The sequence below is a fragment of the Pseudomonas sp. dw_612 genome (genome assembly GCF_018449725.1).
In the GTDB taxonomy this organism is placed as follows: Bacteria; Pseudomonadota; Gammaproteobacteria; order Pseudomonadales; family Pseudomonadaceae; genus Aquipseudomonas.
Map to the genome: position 1 here is coordinate 93,960 of NZ_JAAVVC010000002.1, position 14,804 is coordinate 108,763.

14 protein-coding genes and 2 pseudogenes are annotated in these 14,804 nt (G+C 57.3%); 7 read left to right on the forward strand and 9 right to left on the reverse strand.

The genetic code is table 11. From position 1 onward, the window contains the following. Window positions 1-10: 10 nt before the first annotated feature. A complete protein-coding gene (locus HB680_RS03590; RefSeq protein WP_213937202.1) occupies window positions 11-610 on the forward strand; it encodes a hypothetical protein in 600 nt (199 codons plus the stop codon). A gap of 63 nt (window positions 611-673) precedes the next feature. Here HB680_RS03590 and HB680_RS03595 read toward each other — a convergent pair whose 3' ends face one another. Continuing rightward, window positions 674-2,020, reverse strand: a complete 1,347-nt coding sequence (locus tag HB680_RS03595; RefSeq protein ID WP_213937203.1) for a DEAD/DEAH box helicase — start codon at window positions 2,018-2,020, stop codon at window positions 674-676. A gap of 193 nt (window positions 2,021-2,213) precedes the next feature. Here HB680_RS03595 and HB680_RS03600 point away from each other — a divergent pair, with 193 nt between their 5' ends. Then, window positions 2,214-3,512, forward strand: coding sequence for a mechanosensitive ion channel family protein (locus HB680_RS03600; protein ID WP_213937204.1), 1,299 nt, complete (start codon window positions 2,214-2,216; stop codon window positions 3,510-3,512). Between the two features lie 110 nt (window positions 3,513-3,622). On the opposite strand, the gene HB680_RS03605 is transcribed toward HB680_RS03600, so the two are convergent. The 6 genes and pseudogenes from HB680_RS03605 to HB680_RS03625 form a co-directional block, all read right to left on the reverse strand. Further along, window positions 3,623-4,189: a MepB family protein gene (locus HB680_RS03605; RefSeq protein WP_256735447.1), complete on the reverse strand. Its 567-nt coding sequence runs from the start codon at window positions 4,187-4,189 to the stop codon at window positions 3,623-3,625. Window positions 4,190-4,205: 16 nt separating this feature from the next. Next, a complete protein-coding gene (locus HB680_RS03610) occupies window positions 4,206-4,469 on the reverse strand; it encodes a PAAR domain-containing protein (protein ID WP_163909000.1) in 264 nt (87 codons plus the stop codon). A 679-nt stretch (window positions 4,470-5,148) separates the two neighbouring features. Beyond that, window positions 5,149-5,655 (reverse strand): DUF4265 domain-containing protein, encoded by a 507-nt coding sequence (locus HB680_RS03615; RefSeq protein ID WP_213937205.1) that lies wholly within the window; start codon window positions 5,653-5,655, stop codon window positions 5,149-5,151. A 17-nt stretch (window positions 5,656-5,672) separates the two neighbouring features. Beyond that, window positions 5,673-5,963 carry an HNH endonuclease signature motif containing protein gene (locus HB680_RS32635; RefSeq protein ID WP_256735455.1) on the reverse strand — a complete coding sequence of 97 codons (291 nt, stop codon included), beginning with the start codon at window positions 5,961-5,963 and terminating at the stop codon, window positions 5,673-5,675. Then, a pseudogene (locus HB680_RS03620) lies at window positions 5,955-8,087 on the reverse strand (RHS repeat-associated core domain-containing protein); the annotation flags it as partial. The pseudogene HB680_RS03620 and the gene HB680_RS32635, both read right to left, overlap by 9 nt. A 34-nt stretch (window positions 8,088-8,121) precedes the next feature. Beyond that, the gene (locus HB680_RS03625) at window positions 8,122-8,991 is read right to left on the reverse strand and encodes a carboxylate/amino acid/amine transporter (protein ID WP_213937208.1); all 870 of its coding nucleotides are present in this window, start codon (window positions 8,989-8,991) and stop codon (window positions 8,122-8,124) included. Between the two features lie 38 nt (window positions 8,992-9,029). Here HB680_RS03625 and HB680_RS32640 point away from each other — a divergent pair. Beyond that, window positions 9,030-9,161, forward strand: a pseudogene (locus HB680_RS32640) (metal ABC transporter ATP-binding protein); the annotation flags it as partial. Window positions 9,162-9,339: 178 nt separating this feature from the next. Here the strand turns inward: HB680_RS32640 and HB680_RS03630 are convergent. After that, on the reverse strand, window positions 9,340-9,939 hold the full coding sequence (locus HB680_RS03630; protein ID WP_123507765.1) for an FMN-dependent NADH-azoreductase: 600 nt from the start codon (window positions 9,937-9,939) through the stop codon (window positions 9,340-9,342). A 236-nt stretch (window positions 9,940-10,175) separates the two neighbouring features. Continuing rightward, window positions 10,176-10,505 (reverse strand): 3-phosphoglycerate kinase, encoded by a 330-nt coding sequence (locus HB680_RS03635; protein WP_213937209.1) that lies wholly within the window; start codon window positions 10,503-10,505, stop codon window positions 10,176-10,178. Window positions 10,506-10,554: 49 nt separating this feature from the next. On the opposite strand from HB680_RS03635, the gene HB680_RS03640 reads away from it, so the two are divergent. From HB680_RS03640 to HB680_RS03655, 4 genes are all read left to right on the forward strand, one after another. Continuing rightward, window positions 10,555-11,478 (forward strand): LysR family transcriptional regulator, encoded by a 924-nt coding sequence (locus HB680_RS03640; protein WP_054049109.1) that lies wholly within the window; start codon window positions 10,555-10,557, stop codon window positions 11,476-11,478. Window positions 11,479-11,492: 14 nt separating this feature from the next. Beyond that, the gene (locus HB680_RS03645; protein ID WP_213937210.1) at window positions 11,493-12,296 is read left to right on the forward strand and encodes an alpha/beta hydrolase; all 804 of its coding nucleotides are present in this window, start codon (window positions 11,493-11,495) and stop codon (window positions 12,294-12,296) included. 3 nt (window positions 12,297-12,299) lie between these two features. Further along, the gene (locus HB680_RS03650; protein ID WP_213937212.1) at window positions 12,300-12,857 is read left to right on the forward strand and encodes a peptidylprolyl isomerase; all 558 of its coding nucleotides are present in this window, start codon (window positions 12,300-12,302) and stop codon (window positions 12,855-12,857) included. 85 nt (window positions 12,858-12,942) lie between these two features. After that, the gene (locus HB680_RS03655) at window positions 12,943-14,775 is read left to right on the forward strand and encodes an ABC transporter ATP-binding protein (protein ID WP_213937214.1); all 1,833 of its coding nucleotides are present in this window, start codon (window positions 12,943-12,945) and stop codon (window positions 14,773-14,775) included. Window positions 14,776-14,804 lie beyond the last annotated feature (29 nt).

The following is a 14,804-nucleotide window of genomic DNA, read 5'->3' on the forward strand; positions in this document are numbered from 1 at the left end:
GGGCGACATCATGCAACTGACTTATCCAAAGGCGCCTTCCAACGGCGTGCAAACCTTGCGTCCGGCGCTGCAAGCGGCGCTGCAAACCCAGGGCTTCGGCATCAATCGCCAGTTCGCCAATGCCACACCGAGCAAGATCAGCCTCAGTGAGGCCTATCGCGGTTACTCGCTCAGCCTGGAGGATTTGCATCAGGGCAAAGGCCTGAAAGACGCCAAAATCGGCGACTGGCATTACCTGGTGTTTTCCGATGGCGTGACGATTGCCGATGCGCAATTGGCTGATGTGCGCGGGCATGTCGAGTTCTCTTCGCTGAACCACGGGGCCATGGCGGCCGCCACGGTCGGTGCGTTGAAACTGGCGGAACAGTCGCCGCAACTGCAAGGCAAAACCGTTGAATTGCGGGTGCTGTTTGTCTCGGCCATTCACCTGGTCGCGATCTGGCTGCATGCCGACACCGAAGACGTGCTGATCCCGATTGAGCCGACGCCCAAGGAATTGGCGGTCACTCGGCTGTACAGCGAAGCCGCCCTGCTCGCTTTGCTGAAACCGGCGGCGAATCAGGCCAAGCAACGCTTTGATGCGGACACCAGTGGGCTGTTGGGGAGCTGACAAACGCTGGACATAAAAAAACCCGGACAGTGTCCGGGTTTTTTATTGGAGCGCTACGCGGCGTTATTCAGCAGCCGGCGCTTCCGGCTTGCGACGCTTGAGCGGCGCCATGCCGTCCTTGCTGACCAGCGACAGAGCGTCGGTCTTCGGACGGTTGGCGATTTTGCGCTTGGTCGGTGCCTTGGCCCCGGTTTTCTTCTTGTCGCCTTTAGCGTCGACTTTTTTCTTCTTCACACCAACGGCTTTGCCCGAAGCCTTGACCTTTTTCGGTCCGCCGTAGGTGCCTTTGACTTCCTTGATGGTGCGGCGCTCGAAGCTCTGCTTAAGGTAGCGCTCGACGCTCGACATCAGGTTCCAGTCGCCGTGGCAGATCAGCGAGATGGCCAGGCCATCGTTGCCCGCACGCCCGGTACGACCGATGCGGTGCACATATTCGTCGCCGCTGCGCGGCATGTCGAAGTTGATCACCAGGTCCAGGCCTTCCACGTCGAGGCCGCGCGCGGCAACGTCGGTGGCCACGAGGATTTTCACGCCGCCCTGCTTCAGACGATCGATCGCCAGTTTGCGATCCTTCTGGTCCTTGTCGCCATGCAGCACGAACGCTTTGTATTCCTGCGCCACCAGACGGCCGTAAATGCGGTCGGCCATGGCCCGGGTGTTGGTGAACACGATGGCCTTCTGATAGGTCTCGTTGGCCAGCAGCCAGTTCACGATCTGTTCTTTGTGCTGGTTGTGGTCAGCGGTGATGATTTGCTGACGGGTGGTCGCGTTCAGGTCGCTGACGTTGTTGAGCTGCAAGTGCTCAGGGTTGTTCAGGACCTTGGCGACCATGTCGCGCAGGCCCGAACCGCCGGTGGTGGCGGAGAACAGCATGGTCTGCTGGCGGTTGGTGCACTCTTGCACCAGACGCTGCACGTCTTCGGCAAACCCCATGTCGAGCATGCGGTCGGCTTCGTCGAGCACCAGCACTTCGACTTCTTTCAAGTCGAGGTTGCCGGCGTTCAGTTGCTCGATCATCCGGCCCGGCGTACCGATCAGGATGTCCGGCACCTTGCGCAGCATGGCGGCCTGGACCTTAAAGTCTTCACCGCCGGTGATCAGGCCGGACTTGATGAACGTGTACTGGGCGAAGCGCTCAACTTCCTTGATGGTCTGCTGGGCCAACTCGCGGGTTGGCAGCAGGATCAGGGTCTTGATGCTGACGCGGACTTTCGCCGGGCCGATCAAACGGTTGAGGATTGGCAAAACAAAAGCCGCGGTTTTGCCGCTGCCGGTTTGCGCTGTCACCCGCAGGTCACGCCCTTGGAGCGCCAGCGGAATAGCCGCTGCTTGCACTGGCGTTGGCTCGACAAATTTAAGCTCGGCCACGGCTTTGAGCAGGCGTTCGTGCAGGGCGAATTGGGAAAACACGGGTGCTACCTCGAAGAAATACAAAAAAACAGCTGCATAGGGTAACGGTTTCGAGCGCCGAGGCCGAGTTTCTTTATGCAAACGACAGTAAACAGTGGCTTTTTTGTTGCCTGATTTGTCCCCAAACGTCATCCACAACGTCTTAAATGCTCTAATCGCCCCGACGCAACCTACAGAAGAATCGTTTTCGCCCATGGATATCAAACAGCTCTGGATCAATGCCCAAGACCTTTGGGGCGCTCTCGACCAGCATCCGCTCCTGCATTCCAGCCTGGCGCTGGTCCTGCTGCTGGTGGTGGCGCTGGTCCTCGGACGAGTGGCGCGCTACCTCATTCTGCACGCCACCAAAATGCTCGGCCGCCAACCGGCGCTGCACTGGGTCAACGACCTGCGGCACAACAAGGTCTTCCATCGACTGGCGCAAATGACGCCGTCGCTGGTGATCCAGTTCGGCCTGTACCTGGTGCCGGAGCTGAGCAAGACCAGCTGGATTTTCCTCGGCAACGTGGCGCTGTCATTCACCATTCTGTTCCTGCTGCTGGCGGCCAGCGCCTTGCTCAGTGCGCTGCTGGACATCTACGCCCGCACCGAACACGCCCGCACCCGCTCGATCAAAGGCTACGTGCAGCTGACGAAAATGGTTTTGTACGTGCTCGGCGCGATCATCATCGTGGCGACGTTGATCGACCGTTCGCCGCTGTTGCTGCTCTCGGGCCTCGGCGCCATGTCGGCGGTGATTCTGTTGGTCTACAAGGACACCCTGCTGTCGTTCGTCGCCAGCGTGCAACTGACCAGCAACGACATGCTGCGGGTCGGCGACTGGATCGAGATGCCGCAAGTCGGCGCCGACGGTGACGTGGTGGACATCACGCTGCACACGGTCAAGGTGCAGAACTTCGATAAAACCATCGTATCGATCCCGACTTGGCGGCTGATGTCCGAGTCGTTCAAGAACTGGCGCGGCATGCAGCAATCCGGCGGACGACGAATCAAGCGCAGTCTGTTTATCGACGCCAGTGGCGTGCGGTTTGTGCGCGATGACGAAGAGTCAAAACTGGCCCAAGTGCACCTGCTGACCGACTACATCGGCCGCAAACAAGCGGAACTCAAGGCCTGGAACGAAGCCCAGGGCAATGTCGCGGCGATGTCCGCCAACCGCCGGCGCATGACCAACATCGGCATCTTCCGCGCCTATGCGTTGGCGTATCTGAAGAGCCACCCCGAGATCCAGCCGAACATGACCTGCATGGTCCGCCAGATGCAGACCACGGCGCAGGGCATCCCGCTGGAAATCTACTGCTTCACCCGCACCACCGCGTGGGCCGATTACGAGCGGATCCAGGGCGACATCTTCGATTACCTGCTGGCGGTACTGCCGGAGTTTGGCTTGAGCTTGTATCAGCAGCCGAGTGGCGGGGATCTACGGGCCGGGTTGTTGCCGGCAGTGTTGGGTGCGAGCCACATCCCCGAGCCAGAAAAACACGTCATGTAACACCACAAATCCCCCTGTGGGAGCGGGCTTGCTCGCGAAGAGGCCGCATCAGTCGACATTAATGTTGAATGACACACCGCATTCGCGAGCAAGCCCGCTCCCACATAGGGTCAGTGTTTATTTTCAAAGAGTCGGCGCACCTGAACAAAGTCGGCATCACCGCTCTGATCCAGCGCAAGGAAATACTTGAGCTGCCATTGCTGCGTCCTGATCGCCTGCCTGGCGATGGGCGTGACCCAGGGCGGATAGACACGAATCGCTCGCTTGCCACCTTCACCGTCAACCGACATGACCCCTTTGGCCGCCAATGTTTTCCGGTCAAACACAAACTGCCCGCAGTGCGATGCATCAGCAACGCTGACCACCACAAAGTCGACCCCATCGCTGATGTCCAGCGGTGCAATCTCGCTGACGGATGTCAGCCGCTTCCACAGTGTCACGAACTGGCCCATCTTGGTGGGTGTGGTTTTCGCTACGCGGAAGACAATCGTCTGGTTGTCGAGGCCAAAGCGGCAGGCGCTGTACTCGGCACTCTCTACCTCACGACGCGCATCATCGGTTAACGCCATCCCCGCTGGTGCGTAGACCTGTGCGATGGCGGCAATCAGTTCAGTCGGGAGATCACCCGAGACAGGGTCTGCGACAGACTTAACCCGATCGAGGATCAACGGAAACAATTCATGGGAGTGCTCATCAGCTAATCACCGCACCCTTTGGCCCACTCGCAATCAGCGCGGCACCGCAGGCGGTTTTCATCCCGTCCAGCGCCACCGCAATGCCGCCCACGGTGTAGGTGCTACTGCCCTCGGCAATCGGAAAAATCCCTTTGCACAGTGGGCAACTGACCTTGTGGCCGACACCGGCAATGGGTTTGCCGTTGAGATCGGTTTGGGAGAAAGCCTCAAGCACCACGCCGCCGTGGCTGGTGGAATCGCCTAATCGAATGATGTCTTTCATGATCTGGTCATCCCTGTAAAAAACCGAGCATCCGCTTACAGCCTGAAAACGCCCGCCAGTCAGCGAACGTCTTTCAGTCTAGGCAATGTTGCCGGGGCCGGTCCTTCTGCATGGGCCAGGTTGACGGAGCCCAAGGCACTTGCGATTACGAGGATCAAGGTTGCGTTTTTCATATTCACTCCATGAACAAAAATGTAGGTGATATTTCACTATTTGAACAACTTCACAACGGCATCCGAATACAGATCAAGTACATCTTTGCGGATTTCAGTACTTTGTGACGCTTCGTTTGGCTTTTCACACTTGGATCTTCGGCCACATATTCCGTTGGGAAAGCGAGAGCCTTCTTCTTCACACCAGCAGCCATCAGGGCCTTGGGGCAGTCAGGATTGCGGTGGATTACTGTAAAAACGGGAAAGATTTATTTTTTTACCTTTAAGATTTGCTTTTACGCCCCCCTTTATTCGTATTAACTAACAGTGGCCAGTACCCGCATTGATCCACTCTTTCCATGAGCTATCAGGAACCAATGTACTTGTAACAAACCACGATTTGGCTTGCTGATTAGTGGGTGTACTCATTTATCGATTCCGTCTCTTGGAAGGTGATAAAAAAATAAATACACCCCTTTATCGCGCTTCGCCACAACCTGCTGCCTGACAAATAATTTTAGTTGGTATCAGTGGGTCATCAATGGAATAGAGGAAAGAGACAAACATTCGCCAAGACGAGCTTGAGAAATCTTGGGATGCTGTAAACAAGCGTCTTCATATGCGATGTTTTCTCCATCCGCGATCGACGCGAGATAGGAGTCAATTTCCGAAAAATCGCAACCAGCAGGAATATCCACTGAAAACAAGGACAGTTCCTGATTAGATGAACAGGATGCACCGAACAACTGAAGCCTGGCGATTATTTTTGACTTGTCATTAGAGTTGCTGGCAAAGACCCTGATGGTGGAGTGCCCGCCTTGCTTCACTACTCGTGCCGCGATTAACTCTTCGCCATCCGGTCGTGCAAGCACCCAGTCCCCTTTACTAACGCCGTAGACATAATACGGAGTATTGTCAATTTCATAGGTCTGCTCTCCCTTGAAGACACCCCAAATAGACTCGGAGGAGACAGGCGGGTAATCATCTTCGTCAGGCGTCAGCTCGAAAACAATTTTGTGAAAGATATCGGTCATGCTTGAAGTGCTCACAGTTAGGAACCACCTAGGCGATTTAGAGCCTTATAATTGGGCTTGATTGAGTTCGAATCCTCACGATTACACCGGCGGCAAAGGATTTCCGTGTTTCCTTCATCGTTCGCACCTCCTAATGAATCGGGATCGATATGATCGAATTGTCGTTCATTCGCAGGAGGAGTGACACCTCGCTGACTTTTCTGCCCGGGAACGACCGCTACGAGGCATTTTTCGCAAGCCTCAACTCCATGGAACTGCTTGTTCTCAACTGCTACCTTCGTCTTTACTGATTTTGGAATCCGAGCCAATCCCAGAGGGTCAACCCACTCCACCGGGTTCGGTGCATATTGATATACGTTCAAGCCACCGGCCAGGCCTATCGGATCTTTGGATATAAAGCGCCCTACTGTTGGATCGTAGTACCGGTAACGGTTGTAGTGAAATCCGGTCTCATGATCATGATACTGCCCCTGAAAACGGATCGGATTGGTTAGATGTTGCCGCTGTGCAAGCGTCGAACGCTGCTCAGACGCCTCTCCCCATACCTTGTATTGGGCGCTCCATGCAACATCGCCCTTCCCATCCGTGAGCTCGAGAGGCGTTCCCAAATGGTCGCACTGGTACCAAGCCAGCACATCAACTGGCTGGACTTTGGGGGTATTGGTCCAAAGTGGGTCATCGGCCAAATTGTAATCGTCTGCGTAGGTGGGCTGACCGAGCAGATGAATTGGTTGGTGCCGCACAGCCTGGGCGAGCGGAAACATAGTTCCCGGTTCGTAAATATAATGGACAGTTCGACCGACACTCTCATCCGATTGTGGTGGACTACTTTCCCACGCTATGTTGTCTCCGTCCCAGCCGTATAGAGTGAAGCCACAACCATGCTCTTTTTGCTTACGTGCATGCTCGCCTAGATTCCATTGAGAGCCGGCCGTAGGTCGCTGTTTGTAATGAGCACTGGAGCTTTTGTACAACCGTCTACCAAGAGCGTCATAGGTGTACTGGACAGTCAATCGGGCATCATCAAAATGCACCAACCGGTCAAATAGATCCCAACGTAAACGACTGTAACTTCCATTTTGCCAACGCTGGATCAGATTACCGCGCTCGTCATATTCAAAGTGAGTACCCGCAAACTCTCTTAGCAGGTTATCTATTAACTGACTTCGACGTGGATCTTGATCAAGCGGTCTCTGGACAGCCTCCACTTTGGCTTCTATCAAATTTCCAGCAGGATCGAATGCGAATGTCTCGACACCTAGTCGGCTAGTCGCACACACAATGCGTCCGACAGGGTCATAGCTGTAATCCATCGTTCCTCGACGGGTATCGTCCAATTTGATCAGCTGTCCCGCTTCATCGTATTTGTAATCACGCTTGAGCAAAGTGCCCTCGTCGTCAATACGACCGAGGAGTTGCTCTTTCAGACGACCCACGGGATCCCAGGTCTGGGTCTGAAGTAAGCGATTCCCCTGATTACGTGAGACTTCGCGATGCAAGTCATCCCGTTCAAAATTCACTATTTCATGATCGTCAAAACGAAGCCCGAGTAAATGGCCGCTGCCGTAGGTCAACCAACTGATCCTGTGCCCATCGGGTCGAATGGTCGCAATACGCTGATTGAGTACATCGTATTCGTGCTTCCAAACAGCCACCATGGGCTTTTCTAAACCCAAATAATGCTGGTGCTCGCGAAGTAGATTCCCTGCTGGATCGTAAAACCATTGCAGGCGGCTTTGATCATTGCATGCAAGGACCATGTTGCCGTGCCCATCATAGGCAAAGGTCTCATATTGAGATTGATCACCAAGAGTTGCACAGCGCTCGACTAGTCGATTCAAAGGATCGAATTTCAATGCGATGAAGCGGTCACCGTTGATACTTCCTGATAGTTGACCACTCTCTTGGTCATACTGATATCGAATGGAATGTCCATCAAAACCGGTTTCCTCCAGCAAACGACCGACCGGGTCGTAGTGGAAGTGCGCGCGTTGTTCGTTTTCGTTTTCCAGGGACAGCAATCTACCTAGGCGGTCCCAACGGTAACGCAGGGTTTGTTCGGCGGCATCGACCCGCTCGGCGACCAGACCGGCAGCGGTGTAACTCCAGGTGGTGCAGCGATCGAGGCCATCGACATGGGCCAGCAAACGACCTTCGGCGTCGCGCTCAAAACGTTCTTCGGTCTTGTCCGGGTGTTTGATCAACACCAGTTGCCCGACCTTGTATTCGTATTCGGTGCTCTGCCCGGCCGCATCGGTGAAGCAGATCATTTGCCCGAATTCGTTGTACGCCCAGGCACTGGTCTTGCCCGAGCAATCGACGTATTCCACCAGTTGCCCGGCGTCGTTGTAGGCCAGGGTTTTTTCGTTGCCGTTGGCGTCTTTGATCGCGGTGGGCAAGCCGGCCTTGTTGTAGGCGTATTCGGTTTTGTTTCAATGGCAGTGCGCAACTTTTTGCGCACTCCCCTTATGGCGCCAATGCTGGCTGACGACGTGTCCCCAACCGACTGATCCACACCGCCATCAAAATCACCGACCCACCGAGGAACAACCGCCCCAGTTCTTCATGCTGATTCCAGATCAGCAAATTGATCAGCAACCCCACCGGCACATGCAGGTTGTTCATCACCGCCAGCGTCCCGCCATTCACCAGGCACGCCCCCTTGTTCCACCAGTACAACCCCAGCGCCGTCGAGACCAAACCGAGGAACACCAGCACGCCCCATTGCAGCGGCGCTTCGGGCAGGAAGTTGTGTTTGCCGAACAGCAAAAACGCCGGCAACGCCACCGCCAGTGCGCCCAAATAGAAATAGCCGAAACGCCGATAGTGCGGCAGATCGCTCGGGTGACGGGCCACCAGATGCTTATAAAGCACTTGCCCGGCGGCGTAGGTGAAGTTGGCCAATTGCAGCAGCAGGAAGCCCATGAAGAAGTCCGGGTTGATCCGGTCGTAGCGAATCACCGCCGCGCCTGCCACGGCCACCAACGCAGCGACCAACGCCCACGGGTTGAAGCGCCGGTTCAGCGCATCCTCGATCAGTGTGACGTGCAGCGGTGTGAGGATGGTGAACAGCAAGACTTCCGGCACCGTCAGCACTCGGAAGCTCAGGTACAGGCAGACGTAAGTCACGCCGAACTGCAATGCGCCGATCAGCAACATGCCGCGCATGAATGCCGGTTCGACCGAACGCCAGCGCGTCAGCGGAATAAACACCAATCCCGCCAGCAACACGCGCACCAGCACCGCGAAGTAACTGTCGACATGCCCGGCCAGGTATTCGCCGATCAAACTGAAGGAAAACGCCTGGATCAGCGTGACAAAAAGTAGATAGCCCATGCTCGCCTCGTTTCGAATGGCGGCGACGATAGCGGGTTTTGCGCTTCACTGCGAATCCTCAGATAACACAAAAATCCCCTGTGGGAGCGGGCTTGCTCGCGAAGAGGCCGTGTCAGTCGACGTTAATGTTGAATGACACACCGCATTCGCGAGCAAGCCCGCTCCCACAGGGGGATTGGTGTTCGGCCATCAAATCGCGGGCAAAAAAAAGCCCGATCTCGCTAAAGCGTTCAATCGGGCTACAGCACTCAGGAGCAACAAGTGCAAAGGGAGGTTCGATGCGCATGCAAACTTGAAGGGTTGCGCCAGGACACTTGAACATCAAGGGATTATCTGGCGATTAAAGCCTCAAGCCACTTGGGAAAGCTTGGCGTTGGCCTGGTTCAGCCCCTTCTCCTGGAAGTCGCCGCCCAGGTTCATGCCTTCGGCGTGAATGAAGGTCACGTCGTGGATGCCGATGAAGGCCATGACCTGGCGCAGGTAGGGTTCCTGGTGATCCGCCGGGCCACCGGCGTAGATCCCGCCGCGAGCGGTCAGCACATAGGCGCGCTTGCCGCTGAGCAGGCCTTGGGGACCGGTGTCGGTGTACTTGAAGGTCACGCCGGCACGCAGCACATGGTCGAGCCAGGCTTTGAGGGTGCTCGGGATCGCGAAGTTGTACATCGGCGCGGCCATGACCAACACGTCAGCGGCCAGCAGTTCATCGGTCAATTGGTTGGAGCGGTCGAGGGAAGCCTGTTCGATGTCGTTGCGTTGTTCGGCAGGTTTCATCCAGCCGCCCAGCAAGTTGATGTCCAGGTGCGGCACCGGGTTGACGGCCAGGTCGCGGACGGTGATTTGATCCGCCGGGTGCGCAGCTTTCCATTGGCTGATGAAGGTCTGAGTCAGCTGACGGGAAACCGAGTCTTGCTGACGGGCACTGCTTTCGATGATCAGAACGCGGGACATGGGATGTAGCCTCCATCTGAGAATGCTGTAAGTCGATGGAGTGGAGATTAAACAGAGTTATATCGATGAAAAAGCGCAAATAACTGCTATAAAGCATCGATAAATTCGTTTATAAGCTGAGCGAACGCTGTATTTGTAGGAGCGAGGCTTGCCCGCGAAGGGGCCGCGTCATTCAACATCAATGTCGACTGGTATACCGCCTTCGCGGGCAAGCCTCGCTCCTACAAGGCTTCATGTCATTTAGGCGAGCAACTCAGGTTAATGCGCATCTTGATAATGGTGCGGGTGAATTTGGCCGTGGCGTTCTTGTGTTTGCCGGCGGGCACTTCGATCGTGCGGGTGCGCGGCGATTCGGGGCCGTTGTTGAACACCACCTTGCAGACCGCATCCGTGGCGCCGTAGTTGTTCACCTGGATAGAAGCGATGTCGTTATCCGTGTCGTAGGCGTTGTAGTCGATGCTCAGGCCATTGAGCTGTTTTTGAACATCGATCGGATAGGCAAACGCAGTCAGCGGCAGCAGTGCCAACACTACGCAACCCGATACTACACAAAACAGCTTTTTCATTCGGCAGTCTCCAATATGGACCGCCAGCTTAGGACAAGAGGAGCTCATCATGAAAGCGCCCCGCGTGACCCTTGATCAATGGCGAACGTTGCAGGCCGTGGTCGACCACGGCGGTTTCGCCCAGGCCGCCGAAGCGCTGCACCGCTCGCAATCGTCGGTCAGCTACACCGTGGCCCGCATGCAGGACCAACTCGGCGTGCCGCTGTTGCGCATCGATGGCCGCAAAGCCGTGCTGACCGAAGCCGGCGGCGTGTTGCTGCGCCGCTCGCGGCAACTGGTGAAACAGGCCAGCCAACTGGAAGACCTGGCCCATCACATGGAGCAAGGCTGGGAAGCGGAAGTGCGGCTGGTGGTCGATGCCGCATACCCGAGCGCCCGCCTCGTGCGCGCCTTGACCGCATTCATGCCGCAAAGCCGTGGCTGCCGGGTGCGGCTGCGCGAAGAAGTGTTGTCGGGCGTCGAAGAGGTTCTGCTTGAAGGCGTGGCCGACCTGGCCATCACCGGTTTCAGCATTCCCGGCTACCTTGGCGCGGAATTGAGCGACGTCGAATTTGTCGCCGTCGCCCACCCCGATCACGCGCTGCACCGCATGAACCGCGAACTGAATTTCCAGGACCTGGAAACCCAGATGCAAGTGGTGATCCGCGACTCCGGCCGCCAGCAGCCACGGGACGTCGGCTGGCTCGGTGCCGAACAGCGCTGGACCGTCGGCAGCCTGGCCACCGCCGCGACATTCGTCAGCAGCGGCCTGGGTTTTGCCTGGTTGCCCCGGCACATGATCGAACGGGAATTGAAGGAAGGCACGCTCAAGCTGCTACCGTTGGACCAGGGTGGCAGTCGCAACCCGAGCTTCTATCTGTACTCGAACAAGGACAAACCCCTGGGCCCGGCCACGCAAATCCTCATCGAACTGCTTCGCACCTTCGACACCGCGCCGCTCGATGCGCCCTTCGCCGCCCCTGAACAAGCCTGACACGGAGTGTACCCATGGCCTATTTCGAACATGAAGGTTGCAACCTGCACTATGAGGAATATGGCCACGGCGCTCCGCTGCTTCTGGTCCATGGACTGGGTTCCAGCACCCTCGACTGGGAAATGCAGATTCCGGTGTTATCCGCCCGCTACCGGGTGATCGTCCCGGACGTGCGCGGCCATGGCCGCTCGGACAAGCCCCGCGAGCGCTACAGCATCGCCGGGTTCAGCGCCGATCTGATTGCCTTGATGGAACACCTGAACCTCGGTCCGACCCATTATGTAGGCCTGTCCATGGGCGGCATCATTGGCTTCCAACTGGCGGTGGACCAGCCGCAACGGCTCAAGAGCCTGAGCATCGTCAACAGCCAGCCACAAGTCAAAATGCAGAAACCCAGCGACTATTGGTGGCTGGCGAAGCGCTGGTGCATGGCCCGATTGTTAAACATGGAAACAATCGGCAAAGCCCTTGGGCGCATGCTGTTTCCCAAACCCGAACAGGCGCATCTGCGGCAAAAGATTGCCGAGCGCTGGGCAAAAAACGACAAACATGCTTATCTCGCCAGCTTCAATGCGCTCGTTGGCTGGGGCGTTCAGGAACGACTTTCCCGGGTCACCTGTCCAACCCTCGTCATTAGCGCCGACCACGACTACACGCCGGTCTCGGTGAAAGAAGACTATGTAAAACTGCTGCCCGATGCGCGGCTGGTGGTGATCGCCGATTCGCGCCACGCCACCCCGCTGGATCAACCCGAACGCTTTAACCAAACCCTGCTCGAGTTTCTCACCGCAGTCGACACCACTACTCAGGATCACTGACCCATGCTGAAAAAAATCGCCCTCGTCGCCGGCTCCGTACTGTTTGCCGCCAACCTGATGGCCGCCACGCCGGCCAAGGCACCGCATGTGCTGCTGGACACTACCAACGGCCAGATCGAAATCGAGCTGGACGCGGTCAAGGCGCCGATCAGTACCAAGAACTTCCTTGATTACGTCAACAGCGGCTTCTACAACAACACGATTTTCCACCGTGTGATCCCGGGCTTCATGGTCCAGGGCGGTGGCTTTACGCAACAAATGCAACAGAAAGAAACCAAGGCGCCGATCAAGAACGAATCGAAAAACGGTCTGCATAACGTGCGTGGCACGTTGTCCATGGCGCGCACTTCCGACCCGGATTCGGCCACCAGCCAGTTCTTCGTCAACGTCAAGGACAACGACTTCCTCGATCAAGGCGATGGCTATGCCGTGTTTGGTAAAGTCGTCAAAGGCATGGATGTGGTCGACGTCATCGTCAACTCCCAGACCACCACCAAAAGCGGCATGAAAGACGTGCCCGCCGATCCTGTGTTCATCAAGTCGGCCAAGGTCATCGACTAAGCTTCACAGGATGTCTTGAGCGGTTGTCGCCCTGCGGCACCGCTCACACTGTTCAAAGGAGAGCCCCAGCGCGGGCGGAGAACCAATGCTTTATCGCCGTTTTGAAAAACTGATCGACATCTTCCGTGACGCACCGACGGCGGCCCCGCCGGATCGGGTTCTCCCCTTCTATACGTATTACTTGAAGCAGGTCTGGCCGAGTTTCGCCGCCCTGCTGATCGTCGGCCTCTGTGCCTCGTTGATCGAAGTCGCGCTGTTCAATTACCTGAGCCGCATCATCGACCTGGCCCAAGGCACGCCGAACCCGAATTTCTTCCAGGACCACGCGCTCGAACTGACCTGGATGGTGGTGGTCACCCTGATCCTGCGCCCGATTTTCTTCGCCTTGCACGACCTGCTGGTGCACCAGACCCTGACCCCGGGCATGACCAGCCTGATTCTCTGGCAGAACCACCGCTACGTGCTCAAACAGAGCCTGAATTTTTTCCAGAACGACTTCGCCGGGCGCATCGCCCAACGCATCATGCAAACCGGCAACGCCCTGCGCGACTCGGCCGTGCAAGCCGTGGACGCCCTGTGGCATGTGTTGATCTACGCGATCAGCGCACTTGTGCTGTTTGCCGAAGCCGACTGGCGCCTGATGATCCCGCTGATGACCTGGATCGCAGGCTTTATCGGCGCGCTCTATTACTTCGTGCCACGGGTCAAGGATCGCTCGGTGCAGTCGTCCGATGCGCGCTCCAAGCTCATGGGGCGGATCGTCGACGGCTACACCAACATCACCACCCTGAAGCTGTTCGCCCACACCAATTTCGAACAGCATTACGCCAAGGAAGCGATCAAGGAACAAACCGAAAAAGCCCAGATGGCCGGTCGCGTGGTCACCAGCATGGACGTGGCCATTACCAGCATGAATGGCCTGCTGATCGTCACCACCACCGGCCTGGCCCTGTGGCTGTGGACCCAGTCGCTGATCTCAGTGGGCGCGATTGCCCTGGCCACGGGTCTGGTGATCCGCATCGTCAACATGTCCGGCTGGATCATGTGGGTGGTCACCGGCATCTTCGAAAACATCGGCATGGTCCAGGACGGTTTGCGGACCATCGCGCAACCGGTCAGCGTCACCGACCGTGAGCACGCCAAGCCACTGGCGGTTGCGCATGGCGAAGTGCGGTTCGAGCAGGTCGATTTCCACTACGGCAAGAAGAGCGGGATCATCGGCGGCCTCAACCTGACCATCAAGCCCGGCGAAAAAATCGGCCTGATCGGCCCGTCCGGCGCCGGCAAATCGACCCTGGTCAACCTGCTGCTGCGCCTCTACGACGTCGAGGGCGGTCGCATCCTGATCGACGGCCAGAACATCGCCGAAGTCGGCCAGGAAAGCCTGCGCGAACGCATCGGCATGATCACCCAGGACACCTCGTTGCTACACCGTTCGATCCGCGACAACCTGCTTTACGGCCGGCCCGACGCCACCGACGCCGAACTCTGGGAAGCGGTGCACAAGGCCCGGGCCGACCAGTTTATTCCGTTGCTCTCGGATGCCGAAGGTCGCACAGGTTTTGATGCGCACGTGGGTGAACGCGGGGTGAAACTCTCCGGCGGCCAACGTCAGCGGATCGCCATCGCCCGGGTGCTGCTCAAGGACGCGCCGATCCTGATCATGGACGAAGCCACCTCGGCGCTGGACTCGGAAGTCGAAGCGGCGATCCAGGAAAGCCTGGAAACCCTGATGCAGGGCAAAACCGTGATCGCCATCGCCCACCGTCTCTCGACCATCGCCCGCATGGATCGGTTGGTGGTGCTGGAAAACGGCAAGATCGCCGAAACCGGCAGCCACGCCGAGCTGTTGGCCCATGGCGGGTTGTATGCGCGGTTGTGGGCGCATCAGACAGGTGGGTTTGTCGGGATCGACTAGGTTGTAGGATCCCTTGTAGCAGCTGGCGA

Bases quoted from the DNA above. Each gene is read 5' to 3' on its own strand.
- HB680_RS03625 (WP_213937208.1), bottom strand. From the start codon at position 8,991: ATGGGCTATCTACTTTTTGTCACGCTGATCCAGGCGTTTTCCTTCAGT.
- HB680_RS03590 (WP_213937202.1), top strand. From the start codon at position 11: ATGCAACTGACTTATCCAAAGGCGCCTTCCAACGGCGTGCAAACCTTG.
- HB680_RS03635 (WP_213937209.1), bottom strand. From the start codon at position 10,505: ATGAAAAAGCTGTTTTGTGTAGTATCGGGTTGCGTAGTGTTGGCACTG.
- HB680_RS03655 (WP_213937214.1), top strand. From the start codon at position 12,943: ATGCTTTATCGCCGTTTTGAAAAACTGATCGACATCTTCCGTGACGCA.
- HB680_RS03650 (WP_213937212.1), top strand. From the start codon at position 12,300: ATGCTGAAAAAAATCGCCCTCGTCGCCGGCTCCGTACTGTTTGCCGCC.
- HB680_RS03600 (WP_213937204.1), top strand. From the start codon at position 2,214: ATGGATATCAAACAGCTCTGGATCAATGCCCAAGACCTTTGGGGCGCT.
- HB680_RS03645 (WP_213937210.1), top strand. From the start codon at position 11,493: ATGGCCTATTTCGAACATGAAGGTTGCAACCTGCACTATGAGGAATAT.
- HB680_RS03615 (WP_213937205.1), bottom strand. From the start codon at position 5,655: ATGACCGATATCTTTCACAAAATTGTTTTCGAGCTGACGCCTGACGAA.
- HB680_RS03640 (WP_054049109.1), top strand. From the start codon at position 10,555: ATGAAAGCGCCCCGCGTGACCCTTGATCAATGGCGAACGTTGCAGGCC.
- HB680_RS03610 (WP_163909000.1), bottom strand. From the start codon at position 4,469: ATGAAAGACATCATTCGATTAGGCGATTCCACCAGCCACGGCGGCGTG.
- HB680_RS03630 (WP_123507765.1), bottom strand. From the start codon at position 9,939: ATGTCCCGCGTTCTGATCATCGAAAGCAGTGCCCGTCAGCAAGACTCG.